A 14,839-nucleotide genomic window follows, 5' to 3' on the forward strand; every position below is an offset into this window, starting at 1 on the left:
AACCAGTCTGATGGCCCGCGACGCTGACGGAGAAGACCGGCTGCGGAACCCTGCCGGTGCAGCGTCGCCGCCAGACGGGCCACCCCGCACACAGCCCGCGCCGCCTCCGCGGCCCGGGCTGTCCTATTCGTCCCCGGCACCGATCGTGGTGGTCCCGCCGGCACCGGGGAGCGTCCGGGTGGCCAGGAACCTCTGGCTGTTCAGCTTCGTGGCCGGGTTGGCGGTCCTGGTGGGCTCCTTCCTTACCCGGGACTCCCACTTGGAACGGCTGCGAAGCGTGGTGCAGGAAACGGCTCCCGGCGGCGACGAGACCGCCATAACCACGGCCACCGCCATCGTCTTTTGGGGAAGCATCGGTGCGCTGCTGCTGGTAATGCTCCTCGAGGCGGCAATGCTCGGCGTGGTGGCAGGCCGGCAGGGCTGGGCCCGGTTGGCACTGGTCCCGCTGCTGGCGGGGCACGTGCTGGTCATGGTGGTGACGGCCACGTTCCTGGTGCCCCCGGGCGACGCCGGCAGCTATGTGGCCATCCTCTGGGGCATCGAGATCCTGCTGGCATTCATCGGGCTCGTCCTGTTCTTCTTCCCGTCCGCTGCCGCCTGGCTCAGGTCAGGCCGGTAACGGTTTGGCCTGGCGCGACGAGTGTTGGGCGAGCTGACGCTGGAATTCGCGCACTGAACATTCCGCCACGATGCCTTCGCAGCTGCGGATCACCACCCGGCAGGCGTCCTGGGCCGCCCGGTCCGTCAGCGGGTTCTCCGCCAGTGCACGCCAGCGGGACAGCAAACGCCGTGCCTCGTCAGCCAACTGTTCGGGGGTGGCATCCGGGCCCAGCCCGAGCCGTACATGGGAGGCAGCACCCAGGCCCCCGATGAGTGCCTCTGCTTCGGCGGCAAACTCGGGGTTCAGTCCGACGCCGGTGGTCCGCAGCGTCGACAACAGCCGCAGTTCCCGGAACTCATGGGCGTTGGCCTGCAGCTTCTCCAGGGCCTCGGCGAGGTGCTCGGTCCCCTTGCGGGGAGAAGCGCGGAGCAGGGCTTCCACCCCCACCAAGGCTGTCCGGGCCTTCAACGCATCTGCCCGTGCCTGGAACTGCCGGCCCACCGTCTCCAGCAGCGGGTCCAGGCCGCTGCGCCGGGCAAGCTCGTGGGCAAGTGGCGTTGGCTGGTCGAATCCATTCCGGAGCAGGACCACCGCCAGGCGGATGCCAAAAAGGCCGTATCTCTCCAGCAGCGAGGCCCGGGCCTCAGCCGTCATGCCTTCCGGATCCGTTGCGCGGAGGAACCGGTCCGCCGAGAGCATCATCTTTTCCCTGGCCGCGCGGTCCATGCCGGCCAGCAGTTCAAGCGCGCGGAAGTCCGGCTGGCGCATGGTCCGGGCACTTTGCGCCAGGAGGCCGGCAACGGGTACCACACCCAGCGCCAGCTTCCTCAGGTTGTGGTCGCGGCGGTACCTTTCGGCGATGTCTCCGGCGGACAGGAGGGAATCGATCCGTCCTGCGCCCACCTCGTCGGCCCGGGACAGGACGGCAATGGCATTCACGGTGCCTGAGCGGCCCACGGCGGTGTCGGCAAAGGATTCCAGGAACCTTAGGTCCGAGGCGTGCATGTGCCGCATCAGGTAGATGATGGCATCAGCCTCCGACGGGGTATCCAAGGGGGTCAGGAAGCTGGTGGACCGTGCAGATATGTCCCCCGAGAGCGAGGCTATGCCGGGGGTATCGATCAGCGTCATGTCTTTCAGGCCCGGCGCGGGCCACTGGACGTCCAGGCGCTCCACGTCCTCCGCCCGCACGTCCCCCAGGACGAACACCAGCCGCCCGTCCACGCGTTTGAGGGGCAGGCTCCTGGGTTCGCCCTGCACCGGGTATAGCGTGATGCGGGGCGTGTGCCCGTGCCGGTACCACGTGATGATCCGGGTGCATTCGCCGGTATCCGTGGGAGCTATCTCTTCCCCGATAATCGCGTTCAGCAGCGTGGACTTTCCGGCTTTCACCATTCCGGCGATGGCGATCCGCAGGGGCTCGGACAGCCTGCGCCCATAGCCCTTGAGCGCGTCGGAGGCAGCAGGATCATCCCCGTACACTTCCAGGGCGGCGGCAACCAGCTCCTTGGCACCGGCCATCGTAGGGTTCTTCATCCCACGGCCGCCACGGTTGAAGCCCCCGCCGGCCGGCCGGCTGAAGGCCGGGCAGTGTCCTGGCCTCCGCCCGCCTGGCGGGGCGTTGCCGCAGATACCTCTGCGGCAACAGCTGCGGCGGCGCGGGACACCGCGTCAACCTTCTTAAGCTCCGCCTTGATCTCCCGGATGCGGGCGTCCTTTTCGAGGGCATATGTGGTGGCTGCCTGTTGCGCTGCCGCTACAGAGTCCGTCAGCGAACGGTGGTGCTCGTCCGCGATCTCCGTGAAGTGGTCACGGATGGAGCGCTGAACCAGCCGCAGCCGGTCCTTCAGCTGCTTGCCTACCTGGAACGTGACATCGTCCAGCTGGCGCCGTACCAGCGCCTTGGCTTCGGCCTGCCGGCGCTTGAGCCGCGCTTCCTGGTCTTCCCGGAATGCCTTGCGTCCCAGCAACAGTCCGGCCCCCACGGAGAGGGGATTGATCAAAGCCATCCCAAAGATCCCCGTCAGGAGGCCAAACATCAGCACACCGCCGTAGGATCCGCGCATGCCGATCAGGACCTTCTGCACCGGCTTGATGCGTCCGTCGTCGAGCGTTGGCATTTCGTCCACGGGGTCCAGGGCATCCCCGGTGTCGGAGACGCGGAACACCGGCAGGGTGACTTCATCGGCGGCGAAGTGTTCTGCCACCTGCGCCGCCAGCCACTGGGCCCGTTCACTGGTCCATACGAACGTGTCCGAAATGGCGGCCGCCGCGCATTCCTCGAGCCACTTGGAGAACTGCGGCCACGTGGGTCCCGGGTCGCCCTGGTCTATGGCTGTCTCGGCTTCCCGCTGGATCCGCCGCAGCCGGTCCCGGAGGTCGTATTCCATGTCCGCGATCAGGTCGCTGATGCCGTCGTTGAGGGTGATCTGCCACCGCGCGGAGCGTTTCCGCAGGTCGTCCGCCTCGGCCTTGGCCAGCTCCAGCCCCGCGATCATCTGGGGCGTACCCTGCGGGTTCTCGAGGGCTTCAAGCTCGGACTGCAGCGAGAGCCGCAGGTTTTCCGTAACTGACAGCAGGTCCTGGCTCACCGAACGCCGCTGGAGGCGCTGCGCCTTGCCCAGGATCTCGTTCCGGAGGTGCGTGATCAGCCCCGGGAAGCCGGATTCGGCGTTGAGCTCGGCATCCTGCAGCCGGGAAGCCTCCAGGCGCAGGTCGGAGGAGACGGGGTAGAGCGGGATGTCCGGTGCAACCTGGGCCAGGTGGGCCCGGTCCAGCTCCTCGACGCGACGCCATTCCGAGTAGAGGTCGGTCTTGGACAGGACCCCCACCACACTGGGGGTGATCCGCATGGCCTGCCGGAGGAAGCGCAGTTCCGGTTCGGTGTATTCCTGCGAGGCGTCGCTGACCAGCAGCATGGCATCCGCTGTGGGCAGTGCGGTGAGGGTGGTCAGGGTGTGTGAGGATCCCATGCCGCCAACGCCCGGGGAGTCGATAACGGTGAGTCCGCCGGTCAGTATCCTGCGGGGAAGGCAGACCTCGGCGGCCACAAGTTTCTTGCTGTTGCCAGGGTTGCCGCGTTCTGAAACGAAGGCGGCAAGTTCGGCAATGTTGACTGGCTGCCGCTCCACGTTGGATTCGTCCGGGGCGTCCGTGCCGTCTTTTGGCACCAGGATGCTCGCCGAGGCGGGATCGCCGTAGCGGACCACCGTGGGGACGGAGGTGGCGATGTCGTCATCCACCGGGCACACAGGGGCATTGACCAGGGCATTGATGAGCTTGCTCTTGCCTTGCTTGAATTCGCCGACGACGATCACCCGGATGCTCGGGTCCTTCAGCCTTGCCAGGGTTTGGTGCAGGCGTTTGCGGAGATCCGCCCTGTCCCCCGTGCCCACCAGCTGAAGGCCTTGCTCCACCAGCTTGATGAGCTGCCCCGCGCTTGCCGGCGTTGGCTGTCCTGCCGTTCCTGCTTCTGCCACGGTCTGTCCTTTGCCTCAATTCTCGGAAATGGAACGGGGGGTGAGCCCCGAAAAGCCCGGCAGGAGGGAGAAACCTCCTGCCGGGCACTTCCGCTGCCCCCGGGGCCGCCTAGCCGGCGACTGAATCGTCTATGGCCGTGTTGACCTCGATGTCTTCCACGTACACGTCGGTGTTGGTGGAGTTGTCCTCGGTGTGGGTCATCTCGGTCTCGGAGTTGTCCTGGAACGAGTCCTCGATCGCAACCTCGGTGGTGTTGGTCTCCGCGGTCGAGTTGTCCTGGAACGAGTCCTCGATCGCAACCTCGGTGGTGTTGGTCTCCGTGGTGGAGTTGTCGTTGAACGAATCCTCCAGTGCGACGTCCACGTCGGTGTTGGTGGAGCTGTCTTCGTTGAAGGAATCTTCAATGGCAACGTCGGTGGAGTTGTCCGTGTTGTCCACGCTGTTGTCCGAGTTGTCGGAGTTGTCGGAGTTGTCGTTGAAGGAATCCTCGACGGCGACATCCATATCGTGGTTCACGGAGTTGTCCGAGTTGTCGTTGAACGAATCAGCCACGTCAACATCCAGGTCTGTGTTGAAGGAGTCGTCGATGTCCGTCTTCTCGTTGCCGATGTTGATGTCGCCGCCGGCGTGGACCGAGTTGTCCGTGGAGTTGTCCGCGGAATTGTCCGTGTTGTTGGAATCGCTGATGTTGTTGGAGTCCCGGACGTATGCGTCGTCGCCGGCTGCGACGGAGCGGTCCCCCGAGGCGATGACGGAGTCATTGTCGAACCACTGCTCAACGTCGCCCTCGGCCCAGATGTTCTGGTTGACGGACTGGTCAACGATGTTGTCCCGGTCATCCACCGTTGAGGTGTAGGAGTAATTGTTCACCACGTGGTGGAGCTGCTGGACTGCGTGGGCGTGGTCATCGTGGTCGTGGTGTCCGCCGCCGCTTCCGCCACCTGCAGGAGGAGTGTGTCCGGTGCCGCCCGCGCCCCCGCCGCCGCCGCCGATGTGGCCGGTCCAGGACGTGTTGCCGCCGGTGTTGTACTCGCGGTCGAACCGGGAGGTGGTGACTGGTGCGTAGTCCAGGACTACCGGCATTGCGGCATCCACATCTGCGGAGCAGACTTCACCGAAGCCGTGGTCTTCCAGAACCTTCTCGGGATTGTCCAGGAAGTCCTGTGCGGCCTGGCGGTTGCCGAAGAGGTGCATCAGGAACTGGACGAGGTCGTTTGCGAGCGTCATTTGATTTGTCCTCAATCTTCTCTGAGTTGCGGATCGCTCGGCGTCGTAACCGGGCTTGCATCAAACGTATGGTTCGGGCCAAGGACCGGGCATCGGGCCGATTCCCCCTACCGGATGGCTTTCCGCCGGGGAATCGGGCCCCGTGCCGTTAGGGCGTTAGGGGTTATTCCTGCATAGGGTCCTCGGGGCCCAAGGCTAGGCGGAGCCGGGCCAGCAGGTCGGAGCGGTTTTCAGCGCCAAGGCGGCGGCGCATCCTGGCGATGTGGTGTTCAGCGGTCCGCGGGGAGATGTAGATGGCCTCGCCGATCTCGCGGTACGTCTTGCCCTCGAGCACCAGACGGGCCACTTCCTTTTCCCTTTCGCTCAGCCCCGGACCGTCCGGCTGCAGGCTGCCGGCCGCCTCAGCGGCGGCAGGGGTGCTGCGGGCCGCGGGGCCGGATGAGCCGTTGACTGCCGGGCTCACCTGGGGATGCAGGTCCCTGGCACAGGACAGCAGCCGCACCATGTCCTTACGCTCCTCTGCCCGCGCCGCTGCATGCCCGGCCAGCCTGGCGCCCTCCCAGGGCATGCCCACCCTGCCCAGGCCCCGGGCAGCGGCCTCCACATCAGCGGGCGTCATCCTCCCGGCCAGGACCGACACCCAGGCTTTGCCCGCTGCGGCAAGCACCGCGGCGAGGTGGCTGTCACGCGCCGCCCGTGCCAGCGCCGCCGCATGGGGCGCGAGGCCCGCGGGGTCTTCGCTCAGCAACGCTGCCTGGACCGCCGCCCAGTGGAAGGGAACGGCCCACAGCGGCGGATCGCCCAGCCGGTCAAGAAGCTGCCACGCTTCGGTGAGGTAGTGCGCCACCCGCCGGGTCTCCCTGAGGCGGGCGGCCGTGATCATGAGCTCGCCCCATGGCAGGAGGCTGTAGAGGTCCACGGACGTGTGCAGCATGGCTTCCCGGGCCCGCTCCCACGCCATGATGAGTTCCGGCACGTCGCCGTTCCGCCTGGCCAGGCCAACTTCCAGGGCTGCGCGCAGGAACTCGTCCCTGGGCACGAGCGGCCAGTGGTTCGCTTTGGAGGCCTCGTTGATCGCGAGCCGGGCATCCTCGAGTTTGTCCTGCTGCATGGCAGACCACGCCTGAAGCAGGAAAAGCCTGGGCTTCGCGGCATTGCCGCCCTGGCCGGCAGCGGTGGCAGACCGGCACACGGTTTCCGCCAGCCGCGGCTCTCCGCTGTGCAGTGCCAGGAGGGCAGCCATTGCGGCCGGCGTCTCCGGAAGGGGAAGCGCCGCGTTTGCCGCATTGAACATGTCCGAGGCATGGATCAGCACAGGGAGTGCCTGCTGCGGGTCCGCGCTTACTGATCCGTAGATGCCCTTCCCTGTCTCGACCAGCGTGGCAGCCAGGAGGGTGGGAGAAGCGGGCGGCGCGGCCGGCTGGAAAAGTGCTTCCGCGCCGGCCCGGTTGCCGCACCCGATCATGGCCACTGCCGCGAGGGGGGCTGATGGTCCAATCCGGCTGGCACCCAGCCAGCTGTACACGTCCGCTGCCCGCGCCAGCATGCCTCGCTGGGCCCAGACTGCTGCGGCCACGTCCACGCCCCGGCGCACGTCCGGCGGATCGTCGCACACGAGCAGCGAGTCGATGATCCGCGTAGCTGCGTCCAGGTCGCCGTTCGCTGCTGCGGCCTGCGCGCGGCGGGCGGCGGTCGCTGCTTCGTCGGCCCCTGCCAGCAAGGCTTCCCCATAGAGTTGGGACGCCAGCGCAGGATCATGGTCAAGAGCCTTGTCGGCCGCATGCTCCAGTTCAGCCGCCACGCGGGAATCTGCCAGGCCTCCGCGCGCCAGTTCGCGGGCGACGTCGCCGAGGGGCACGCCGTCCCTGGCGTACACCGTAACGAGCTCGCGCTGAAGCGCATGCACCTTGGCGGCGGGGACGACGGCAAGCAGGGCTTGCTGCGCCGGCCCCGCCACGGTCCCGTCCGCCGTCAGGAGTCCTGCAGCTTCTGCCCGTTCCACAAGGGCGCCAAGGCTTTGCACGTCGCCAGTGTCAAGTCTGCGCTGCAGGTCCGCTGGCAGTGGTCCAGGCAGGACGAAGCCGACGGAAAGGGCCAGCAGCAATTCACGCATAGCAGCGTTCTCGCCTTTGAGCTGCCCGGCCATCTGTTCTGCGGCACCGGGCTCCTGCACGTGGTGGTTCAGCTCGGGCAACAGGGTCACCGGCCGGATCTCATTCCCGGTCATGCTCAAGCCGCCGGTTCAGCGGCCGTGGCCGGATCGGTGGCCGGAGCGGCCTCCGTGGCCGTGGCCGGATCGGTGGCCGGAGCGGACTCCGTGGCCGTGGACGCGGTGGGTTCGGGCGCGGAAGGCGGCGGCTCCTCGGTTGCCGGCGGCGTGGGCTCCTCCGTCACCGGGGGCGGAGGCTCCTCGGTAGCTGGCGGGGGCTCCTCGGTCACTGGCGGACGCTCCTCGGTCGCGGGCGGCTCCTCAGTCGTCGGCGGCGGGTCCACGGGGACAGGGCTCCCCGTTCCCGTCTCAACCGGCACTGGGTCGCTTGTACCCGGCGCAGGATCAACCGTTCCGGCAGGGACAGCGGGTGTGCCGACGGGCTCCGTAACTCCGCCGGCACCGGTTCCGGCGGAGTCAGCTGTACCGGTACCGGTGTCAAGAGCGCCCGTTCCGCCGGAGTCCGCGGCAGCCTGCTCCGCGGCGGCGCTGGACGTCGGCCTGCTGGTGGGTGAGGCGGCCACGTCCAGGCCCGCGCCGCCCGGGGCGGAGTCCTTCGTGCTGGCACTGGCTTCGATGCCCCTCGCAGGTTCCTGCGCTTCCGCACCGGCACCGGCCGCTGCCGCCCCGCCGACTCCTCCGCCGCCGCCCGAGCCGCCTAAGGAAGAACCCTTCTCGGGGGCGGCGTCCGCCTTGGGGGTGAAGATGGATGTCAGGCTACTGAGGCCCTCGGGGCTCTGGGCAGCGGTAGCCGAAAGGACCGTGAACGCGGCCGCAGCTGCCGCGATGGCGGTCAGCCGAACCGTAGGTTTCGGCGCGTGGGCGCCGCCCCGGTGTCCGTGCTGGCCATGCCCGGCACCCTGGGCTGCGATTCCAGCCATCGCGCCTGCCGCCGTCGTGCTCTTCCGCGACCAGCTCGCCAGCCGTCCGGGCGCGTAACCCGGTGCGGCCGCATCACGGGCCGCGGCGGCACGGCCGGCTTCCGCCGCAGCGGCAGCCTGCGCCACAACCTCGGCGGCGGCTGCCTCGCGCGCCAGGACAGCCGCGGCGGCAGCACCGAGGCAAATGGAGGACTTGGGATCAGCGTCGACGGCGATGGGCCGGTCCAGCTGTTCGGAGATCACCTGCGCAACCAGGGGGATCCTCGATGATCCGCCAATGAGCAGCACGGCGGAAAGGTCCGCCGGTTCCAGCCGCAGGCTCGCCAGGGACTGTTCCAGCGCGTCCACCGTGTCCCGGATGGGCTCGTTGATCAGTGCCTCGAATTCGGAACGGACCAGGCGCACCTGCTGGTGGAATCCCGGCAGCAGGACGGAGATGCTGGCTTCGCTGTCCGCGGAGAGCGCCTCCTTGGCTTCCACGCATTCGCGCTGCAGCCTCGCCAGCGCAGCGCGGGCCCCGGGATCGGAGGTGTCGAGGCTGGAGAGGAAGCCGCCGGTGTTACTGGCCACGTAGCGCAGGACCGCCGCATCAAAGTCGGCTCCCCCAAGGTTTTCGATGCCTTCCGGGCGGCCCAGCAGCTCAAACCGGTTGTTGCCGGCCTTCCGGAGGACGGCCGTGTCGAAGGTTCCGCCGCCAAGGTCGTAGACGGCAATGGTGCTTCCCTCTTCCACGCGCACCTGGGAGGCGTAATGCAGGGCTGCGGCCTCCGGTTCCGTCACCAGGGCAACGTTCTGCAGGCTCCTGGCGGCCAGGGCTTCCCTGAGGAGCGAGGTGCGGTGGCTCCCCCAGGCGGCCGGGTGGGTCAGGATGATTTCCGACGGCGGCGCCCCCTCGCGTTCCTCTGCGCGGTCGGCCACCCAGCGGGCCATGGTGGCGAAGACGTCCTCGGCGGGCAGGGAGAGCGTGCCCACGGAGATCGGCACGGCGTCGCCCATCCGGCGCTTGAATTCCCGTACCACCCGGGCCGGGGAATCAAGCCCGCGGCGTTCCGCGGCTTCCCCCACCAGGACGGGGCCTTCCTCCGGGTAAAACAGCACAGAGGGTACTGAGGTTCCGCGGATTCCCAGCGGGAGGCACTCAGGAGAAGAGGAGGTACCGTGATCGAAGCGTGCAACGGCAGCAGCGGTGAAGCTGGTCCCGACATCAATGGCGAGAACGTAGCTCATGGGGTACCTCAGGGAATACTGTCGTTTCGCCTGCAAGCTTCATCACTGGCGAACGTCACCAAGGTAGCATTACGGCCGGACCGGGAACACCCCCATTGCTAAAACGAATTGTTATTTCCCTGCCCGGCGCCTTGGCCTCCGGAAGAAACCCCTGCTCAGAGCCCTGAATAGGAGTGGAGGCCGTTGAAGAATTGGTTCACGATGGTGAAATTGAAAATGACGCAAAGGTAGCCCACGATCGACAGCCAGGCAGCCCGCGTGCCCGTCCACCCGCGCGTTGCGCGCGCGTGGAGGTAGCCTGCGTAGACCACCCAGATGACGAAGGTCCACACCTCCTTGGTGTCCCAGCCCCAGAACCGTCCCCACGCCTTCTCGGCCCAGATGGCGCCGAACATGAGGGTGAAGGTCCAGCCGATGAAAGCAATGGCATTGATGCGGTAGGACAGGTTCTCCAGGCTCAGCGCGGACGGCACCAGGCGCATGAAGCCGAGCTTGTCAGCGCCACCGGCAGCCACCGATTTCTGCCGGTGCGATTGGACCAGCTGGAGCGCGGACATGGCGAATGTCAGGGTGAACAGCGCGGAGGACAGTACGGCGATGGACACGTGGATGATCAGCCAGTAGCTCTGCAGGGCGGGAACCAGGTGGCCCACCGGGGTCCAGTAGGCCACGGACGCGGCCACCAGCATGATGATGGCCAGGCCCACCACGAAGGTACCCAGGAAGCGGAGGTCGCGGCGGACCAGGACCAGCAGGAACACCGCCACCGCCACGAAGGCGCCGGTGGTGAGGAATTCGTACATGTTGCCCCAGGGCACGCGTCCCGCACCCAGCGCGCGGGTCACGACACCGGCACCATGGATCAGTGCGCCGAGGACGGTCAGGGCCACGGCTACCCGGGCGGGGGCGCGGCGTTCAGCGGCGTACCGCATGTCAGCGTCGGCGGTGGCCACGCCTCCGGCCCCTGCCCCTGCGGTCCTGGCAGTGGACGACGACGGCCGCTCGGCCCTGCCGGCAGGCCCGGCCAGGTGCGTTTCAGCGCGCTCCCCCACCCCGGCCGCCACCGGAACCTTGGCTGCCTCCCGGGCGTGGCCGTCGAGGCCGGCCTGCGCGGCCTTCAGGTCGATGGCGCGCAGGGCCTTGCTGCTCTTGGCCAGGTCCCAGGCGAAGGCGATGAAGGCCACCGTGTATGTGCCGGCCGCCAGGAGCATGAACAGCTCGCTGTACTGGCCCATGGTTTCGTTGATTCCAAACGGCATTACTGGTCCTTTTCGGGCCCTGGGGGGCCGGCTGGGGTGGTGGCTGGGCCTGCGGTTGCGGCAGCGCCGGCGCTATTCTCGCGCACGCTGCTGGGTGTTTGCTGGGAATCCCCCGGCTGTGCAGTGTCCGGCCCGGGGTCCAGCTGCCACTCACCGCCGAGCAGCTGACGGAGGGCAGCGGCTTCGGCAGCAAGCCGGTGGTCCTCGCCGCGGGCCAGGAGTCCGTACTCAACCATGGTGCGGCCGTCCTCGTGGGTGCCCGTGCGGATCCACACCCGGCGGCGGTTGACGTAAAGCGAGAGGATCAGTCCGGCCACGGCCAGGAGCGCAAACACCAGGGCGTAGGCCTGCCCGGGATTGTGGTGGATGTCCACGCCGATGTAGCGCTTGACGCCGTCGAAGCTGATGGTGCCCTTACCCTCCGGCAGCGTGTAGCTGGTCCCGGGGGCCAGGGTAATGCCGCCGGCGTCCAGGTTCCGTGCGTTCAGCGGTGTGAGGTCCTTGACGTCCAGTTCGAAGACGTTCTGCGGAGCCCCGTCATCCAGGCCAAGATCCCCGTAGTAGGAGTTGAGCGTCAGCTGCGGGTTGAACAGTTCCGGGTCCCCGCTGAAGGAGACCCCCTCGTTGGAGACGAAGGCGGTGGGCAGGAAGAAGCCCGCGAACCCCAGCTGGTCTGGCTTGGCGTCGGGAACCTTGATCACCACGGAGGAGTAGTAGTTGTCCCCCTGCAGCTTGGCCACCACGGGTCCCTGCATGGCCACGTTGCCGGCGCCGTCCCGGATGGTCACCACGGGAGCGTAGCCGTTGCCGGTCAGGTAGATGCTGGTGCCGCCGAGGGTGATGGGATCGTTGACCTTCAGGGTTTCCTGGCGCGCGGGTGCGTCCGGGTTTTCCTTGGTGGTGACGGCGGCGGAGAAATCGATGGGCTGGCCGAACTTGCCCCGGGATTCGCGGTCGAAGGTGATGTCGAACTTGTCCAGCTGGATGGAGTAGGGCTGCAGCTGGCTGGACTGGAAGTTGGTGCCGGGGTTGAACTGGTCATAGCCCACCAGGGTGTTCACGAAGGTGTCGCCCTCCACCAGGATGCGCTGGCCGCTGTAGCCGAACAGGCCGCCGGCGGCCACGGATACCAGCACGCCAATGAGGGAAGTGTGGAAGACAAGGTTTCCCACTTCCTTCAGGAACCCGCGCTCGGCGCCCAAAGACGGCCGCGCGCCGTCGTCGTCCCTCACTTCAACGCGGTAGCCGCGCTTCCTCAGCAGCCCGGCGGCACTGTGGATGGCCGCGGGCGCCGGAATCCCGGCGTCGGCCGGTATGACCAGGGTGCCGTACTCGGGAAGGCGGGACAGGCGTTTGGGGGTCCGCGGCGGCTGGGACCGCATGGCCCGGTAGTGGGCAATGGCGCGGGGCACCACGCAGCCGATCAGCGAGATGAACAGCAGCAGGTAGATGGCCGAGAACCAGGCCGAAGAGTAGACGTCGTACAGCTGCAGGGTGTCCAGCAGCTTTCCGTAGTCCGGGTTGTCCTTGATGTACTGGGTGACGACGGCGGGATTGGCCGGGCGCTGCGGGAACAGCGAGCCCGGCACGGCCGCGACGGCCAGGAGCAGCAGCAGGAAAAGCGCCGTGCGCATGCTGGTCAGCTGGGTCCACGCCCAGCGCAGCATCTCTTTGGGGCCCAGGGCCGGCAGCGCGGCGTCCGCCTTGGAACCTGGCGCACCGGCGCCAGTGACCGGGGCGGAAGATTTCTTGTCTACGTTCACGCGCTCGCTCATCAGATCGGCAACTTCACATCGGTTTGGAACCAGTACTGGAGTTCGGTCACCCAGGCGCCCCAGACGCCGCTGGCCATCAGCAGGCCCAGCACCACCAGGATGCCCCCGCCGGTGCGCTGGATGGCCAGGCGGTGCTTGCGGAAGAACGCCATCACACCCATGCCGCGGCGGAGTGCCAAAGCGATCAGCAGGAAGGGAATGCCCAGGCCCAGGCTGTAGACAAAGGCCAGGAAGGCGCCCTTGGCGGCGGAGGAGCCGCCGGAGAGGCTCAGCAGCTGGACGGCGGAGTAGGTGGGGCCGATGCACGGCGCCCAGCCCAGCCCGAAGGTCAGGCCCAGCAGCGGCGCGCCCCAGAGCCCGGCCGGCGGCTTGGCGTGGATCTTGGCGTCGCGCTGCAGCCAGCTGAAGCCGCCCATGAACACCACGCCCATGACGATCACCAGGATGCCCAGGAGTTGGGTGATCCAGGCATTCTGCGTGCCCGTGATGAGGGTTCCCAGCTGGCCGAAGGCACCCCCCAGCAGGACGAAGATCACGGAGAAGCCGAGCACGAACAGTCCAATGCCCAGCAGCATCCGGCCGCGCTTCTGCTTTTCCAGGTCCACGCCGCTCAGCCCGGTGACGTAACCCAGGTACCCGGGAACCAGGGGCAGGACGCAGGGCGAGAGGAAGGAAACCAGTCCGGCCAGCAGTGCCACGGGAATGGCAAGGAGGAGCGAGCCGTTCAGGATGGCTTCGGCGAAGGGGCTGTTCACGGTCCGGGCCGCCGCTACTCTGCCACGGCGGCAGCGATGAGGGCCTTCAGGGTGCCCTTTTGGACTTCGCCCAGGACACGGGAGGCCACGCGGCCCTGCTTGTCCAGCACCAGGGTGGTGGGAACCGCGCCGGGCGGAACCAGCCCGGAGACGGCCAGGAGGACGCCGCCGCCCTTGTCGTCGAAGCTCGGGTAGGTCAGGTTGAAGTTCTTCTCGAACGCCTCTGCCGTGGCTTTCTCGTCCCGGAGGTTGACGCCGAAGAACTGCACGCCCTGGTCCGTGAATTCCTGGTGGAGCTCTTCCAGGATGGGCGCTTCCACCCGGCAGGGGGCGCAGGCCGCGAACCAGAAGTTCAGGACTGTCACTTTGCCCTGGAAGTCGGCGGGCGCAACCGCGGTGCCGTTGAACAGGGTGCCGTTGACCTGGATGGCGGACTTGCGGTCTCCGGCGGCGAACTCCGTGACGGACCCGTCCCCGGCCACATAGTTCTTGTTGTCCCCCGCTTTGGCCTGCTGCGCCAGGGCGTCCTCCTGCGCACAGCCGGACAGCCCTAGGGCCAGGGCGGTCAGGGCGAGGCCGCCGGCAGCAAGCAGGCTGCGGCGGGAGGTGACGGGCGCAGGGGGCAGCCCGTTCCTTTCATTACTGTCGGTCACTACTAGGCTCCAGGGGTGCTTGCCGCACCCGGAAGTAGGGAAGCCGCCGGTTCGCTGTACTGCACGCGCAGGAGCGCGCCGCCGTCGTCGAACACCAGCGACGTGATGGATGTCAGCGTGCATTCACGCTTCCGGGGGTCGTGCCACAGGGGCCTGCCCTCGGCGCTCAGCCGGGTGGCCCAGATGGGGAGCTGGTGGCTGACCATGATCGCTTCAGGCCCGTCCGTTCCGAAGTCCCCGGCTGCCAGTTCGATGGCGCGCAGCCGTGCATCCTGCACCGCTTCCATCACCCGGGAGGCCTGGTTCCTGTAGGGCTCGCCCCACGAGGGCCGCAGCGGGTTGACCAGCCGGGGCCAGTGCTTGGGCCGGCGAAGCTCCGCCTTGGTGACCTTCATGCCCTCGAAGTAGTTCTCCGCCTCGATGATCCGCTCGTCCGTGTGGATTTCCAGGTGCAGGGCGTCCGACGTCGGCCGTGCAGTTTCCTGCGCACGGTCCAGCGGCGACGCTGCCAGGTAGGTGATGCGGGCGCCGGCTGCGGCGCGGCGGCGGAAGTGCTCGGCGAGCATGCGCGCCATCTCCTGCCCCAGCTCGGAGAGGTGGAATTCGGGCAGCCTTCCGTACAGAACGCCGTCAGGGTTGTGGACCTCGCCGTGGCGGAGCAAATGGACAGTGGCTTGGGGCATGTTTACCAGTTTCTCAAAGATGGCGTGCGATCCGAAATCTTCTACACAGAGTAGAACTGAAGTTTTTGAAGAAATGTTCCGAAGATGGG

The 14,839-nt window shown here is 67.5% G+C and carries 11 protein-coding genes; 1 reads left to right on the top strand and 10 read right to left on the bottom strand.

Annotated features, from left to right (window positions below; all coding sequences use genetic code 11):
* The first annotated feature begins 10 nt into the window (after nucleotides 1-10).
* Nucleotides 11-619 carry a hypothetical protein gene (locus SMD14_RS16365; RefSeq protein WP_321214330.1) on the top strand — a complete coding sequence of 203 codons (609 nt, stop codon included), beginning with the start codon at nucleotides 11-13 and terminating at the stop codon, nucleotides 617-619.
* Here SMD14_RS16365 and SMD14_RS16370 read toward each other — a convergent pair.
* The 10 genes from SMD14_RS16370 to SMD14_RS16415 form a co-directional block, all read right to left on the bottom strand.
* On the bottom strand, nucleotides 608-2,137 hold the full coding sequence (locus SMD14_RS16370; protein ID WP_321214331.1) for a dynamin family protein: 1,530 nt from the start codon (nucleotides 2,135-2,137) through the stop codon (nucleotides 608-610). The two genes, SMD14_RS16365 and SMD14_RS16370, sit on opposite strands and share 12 nt — an antisense overlap.
* Nucleotides 2,134-4,080 (bottom strand): dynamin family protein, encoded by a 1,947-nt coding sequence (locus SMD14_RS16375; RefSeq protein ID WP_321214332.1) that lies wholly within the window; start codon nucleotides 4,078-4,080, stop codon nucleotides 2,134-2,136. Before SMD14_RS16375 ends, SMD14_RS16370 begins: the two co-directional genes overlap by 4 nt.
* A 109-nt stretch (nucleotides 4,081-4,189) precedes the next feature.
* Nucleotides 4,190-5,308, bottom strand: coding sequence for an IniB N-terminal domain-containing protein (locus SMD14_RS16380; RefSeq protein WP_321214333.1), 1,119 nt, complete (start codon nucleotides 5,306-5,308; stop codon nucleotides 4,190-4,192).
* A gap of 163 nt (nucleotides 5,309-5,471) precedes the next feature.
* Nucleotides 5,472-7,535, bottom strand: coding sequence for a LuxR C-terminal-related transcriptional regulator (locus SMD14_RS16385; protein ID WP_321214334.1), 2,064 nt, complete (start codon nucleotides 7,533-7,535; stop codon nucleotides 5,472-5,474).
* 2 nt (nucleotides 7,536-7,537) lie between these two features.
* Entirely contained in the window at nucleotides 7,538-9,625 is a 2,088-nt protein-coding gene (locus SMD14_RS16390) for an Hsp70 family protein (RefSeq protein ID WP_321214335.1), read from the bottom strand.
* A 155-nt stretch (nucleotides 9,626-9,780) separates the two neighbouring features.
* Nucleotides 9,781-10,884 carry a c-type cytochrome biogenesis protein CcsB gene (gene ccsB, locus SMD14_RS16395; protein WP_321214336.1) on the bottom strand — a complete coding sequence of 368 codons (1,104 nt, stop codon included), beginning with the start codon at nucleotides 10,882-10,884 and terminating at the stop codon, nucleotides 9,781-9,783.
* Nucleotides 10,884-12,659 (bottom strand): cytochrome c biogenesis protein ResB, encoded by a 1,776-nt coding sequence (locus SMD14_RS16400; protein ID WP_321214337.1) that lies wholly within the window; start codon nucleotides 12,657-12,659, stop codon nucleotides 10,884-10,886. Before SMD14_RS16400 ends, ccsB begins: the two co-directional genes overlap by 1 nt.
* On the bottom strand, nucleotides 12,659-13,414 hold the full coding sequence (locus tag SMD14_RS16405) for a cytochrome c biogenesis protein CcdA (protein ID WP_321214338.1): 756 nt from the start codon (nucleotides 13,412-13,414) through the stop codon (nucleotides 12,659-12,661). The genes SMD14_RS16400 and SMD14_RS16405 overlap by 1 nt, the downstream gene beginning before the upstream one ends.
* Nucleotides 13,415-13,428: 14 nt before the next feature.
* Nucleotides 13,429-14,067: a TlpA family protein disulfide reductase gene (locus SMD14_RS16410; protein ID WP_409339690.1), complete on the bottom strand. Its 639-nt coding sequence runs from the start codon at nucleotides 14,065-14,067 to the stop codon at nucleotides 13,429-13,431.
* 2 nt (nucleotides 14,068-14,069) lie between these two features.
* Nucleotides 14,070-14,750, bottom strand: a complete 681-nt coding sequence (locus SMD14_RS16415; protein ID WP_157241245.1) for a histidine phosphatase family protein — start codon at nucleotides 14,748-14,750, stop codon at nucleotides 14,070-14,072.
* Nucleotides 14,751-14,839 lie beyond the last annotated feature (89 nt).

Source organism: Pseudarthrobacter oxydans, from assembly GCF_034258515.1.
GTDB lineage: Bacteria > Actinomycetota > Actinomycetes > Actinomycetales > Micrococcaceae > Arthrobacter.

Coding starts and splice junctions, on each gene's coding strand:
- SMD14_RS16385 (WP_321214334.1), bottom strand. CDS start 7,535: ATGACCGGGAATGAGATCCGGCCGGTGACCCTGTTGCCCGAGCTGAAC.
- SMD14_RS16400 (WP_321214337.1), bottom strand. CDS start 12,659: ATGAGCGAGCGCGTGAACGTAGACAAGAAATCTTCCGCCCCGGTCACT.
- SMD14_RS16390 (WP_321214335.1), bottom strand. CDS start 9,625: ATGAGCTACGTTCTCGCCATTGATGTCGGGACCAGCTTCACCGCTGCT.
- SMD14_RS16415 (WP_157241245.1), bottom strand. CDS start 14,750: ATGCCCCAAGCCACTGTCCATTTGCTCCGCCACGGCGAGGTCCACAAC.
- ccsB (WP_321214336.1), bottom strand. CDS start 10,884: ATGCCGTTTGGAATCAACGAAACCATGGGCCAGTACAGCGAGCTGTTC.
- SMD14_RS16370 (WP_321214331.1), bottom strand. CDS start 2,137: ATGAAGAACCCTACGATGGCCGGTGCCAAGGAGCTGGTTGCCGCCGCC.
- SMD14_RS16365 (WP_321214330.1), top strand. CDS start 11: ATGGCCCGCGACGCTGACGGAGAAGACCGGCTGCGGAACCCTGCCGGT.
- SMD14_RS16380 (WP_321214333.1), bottom strand. CDS start 5,308: ATGACGCTCGCAAACGACCTCGTCCAGTTCCTGATGCACCTCTTCGGC.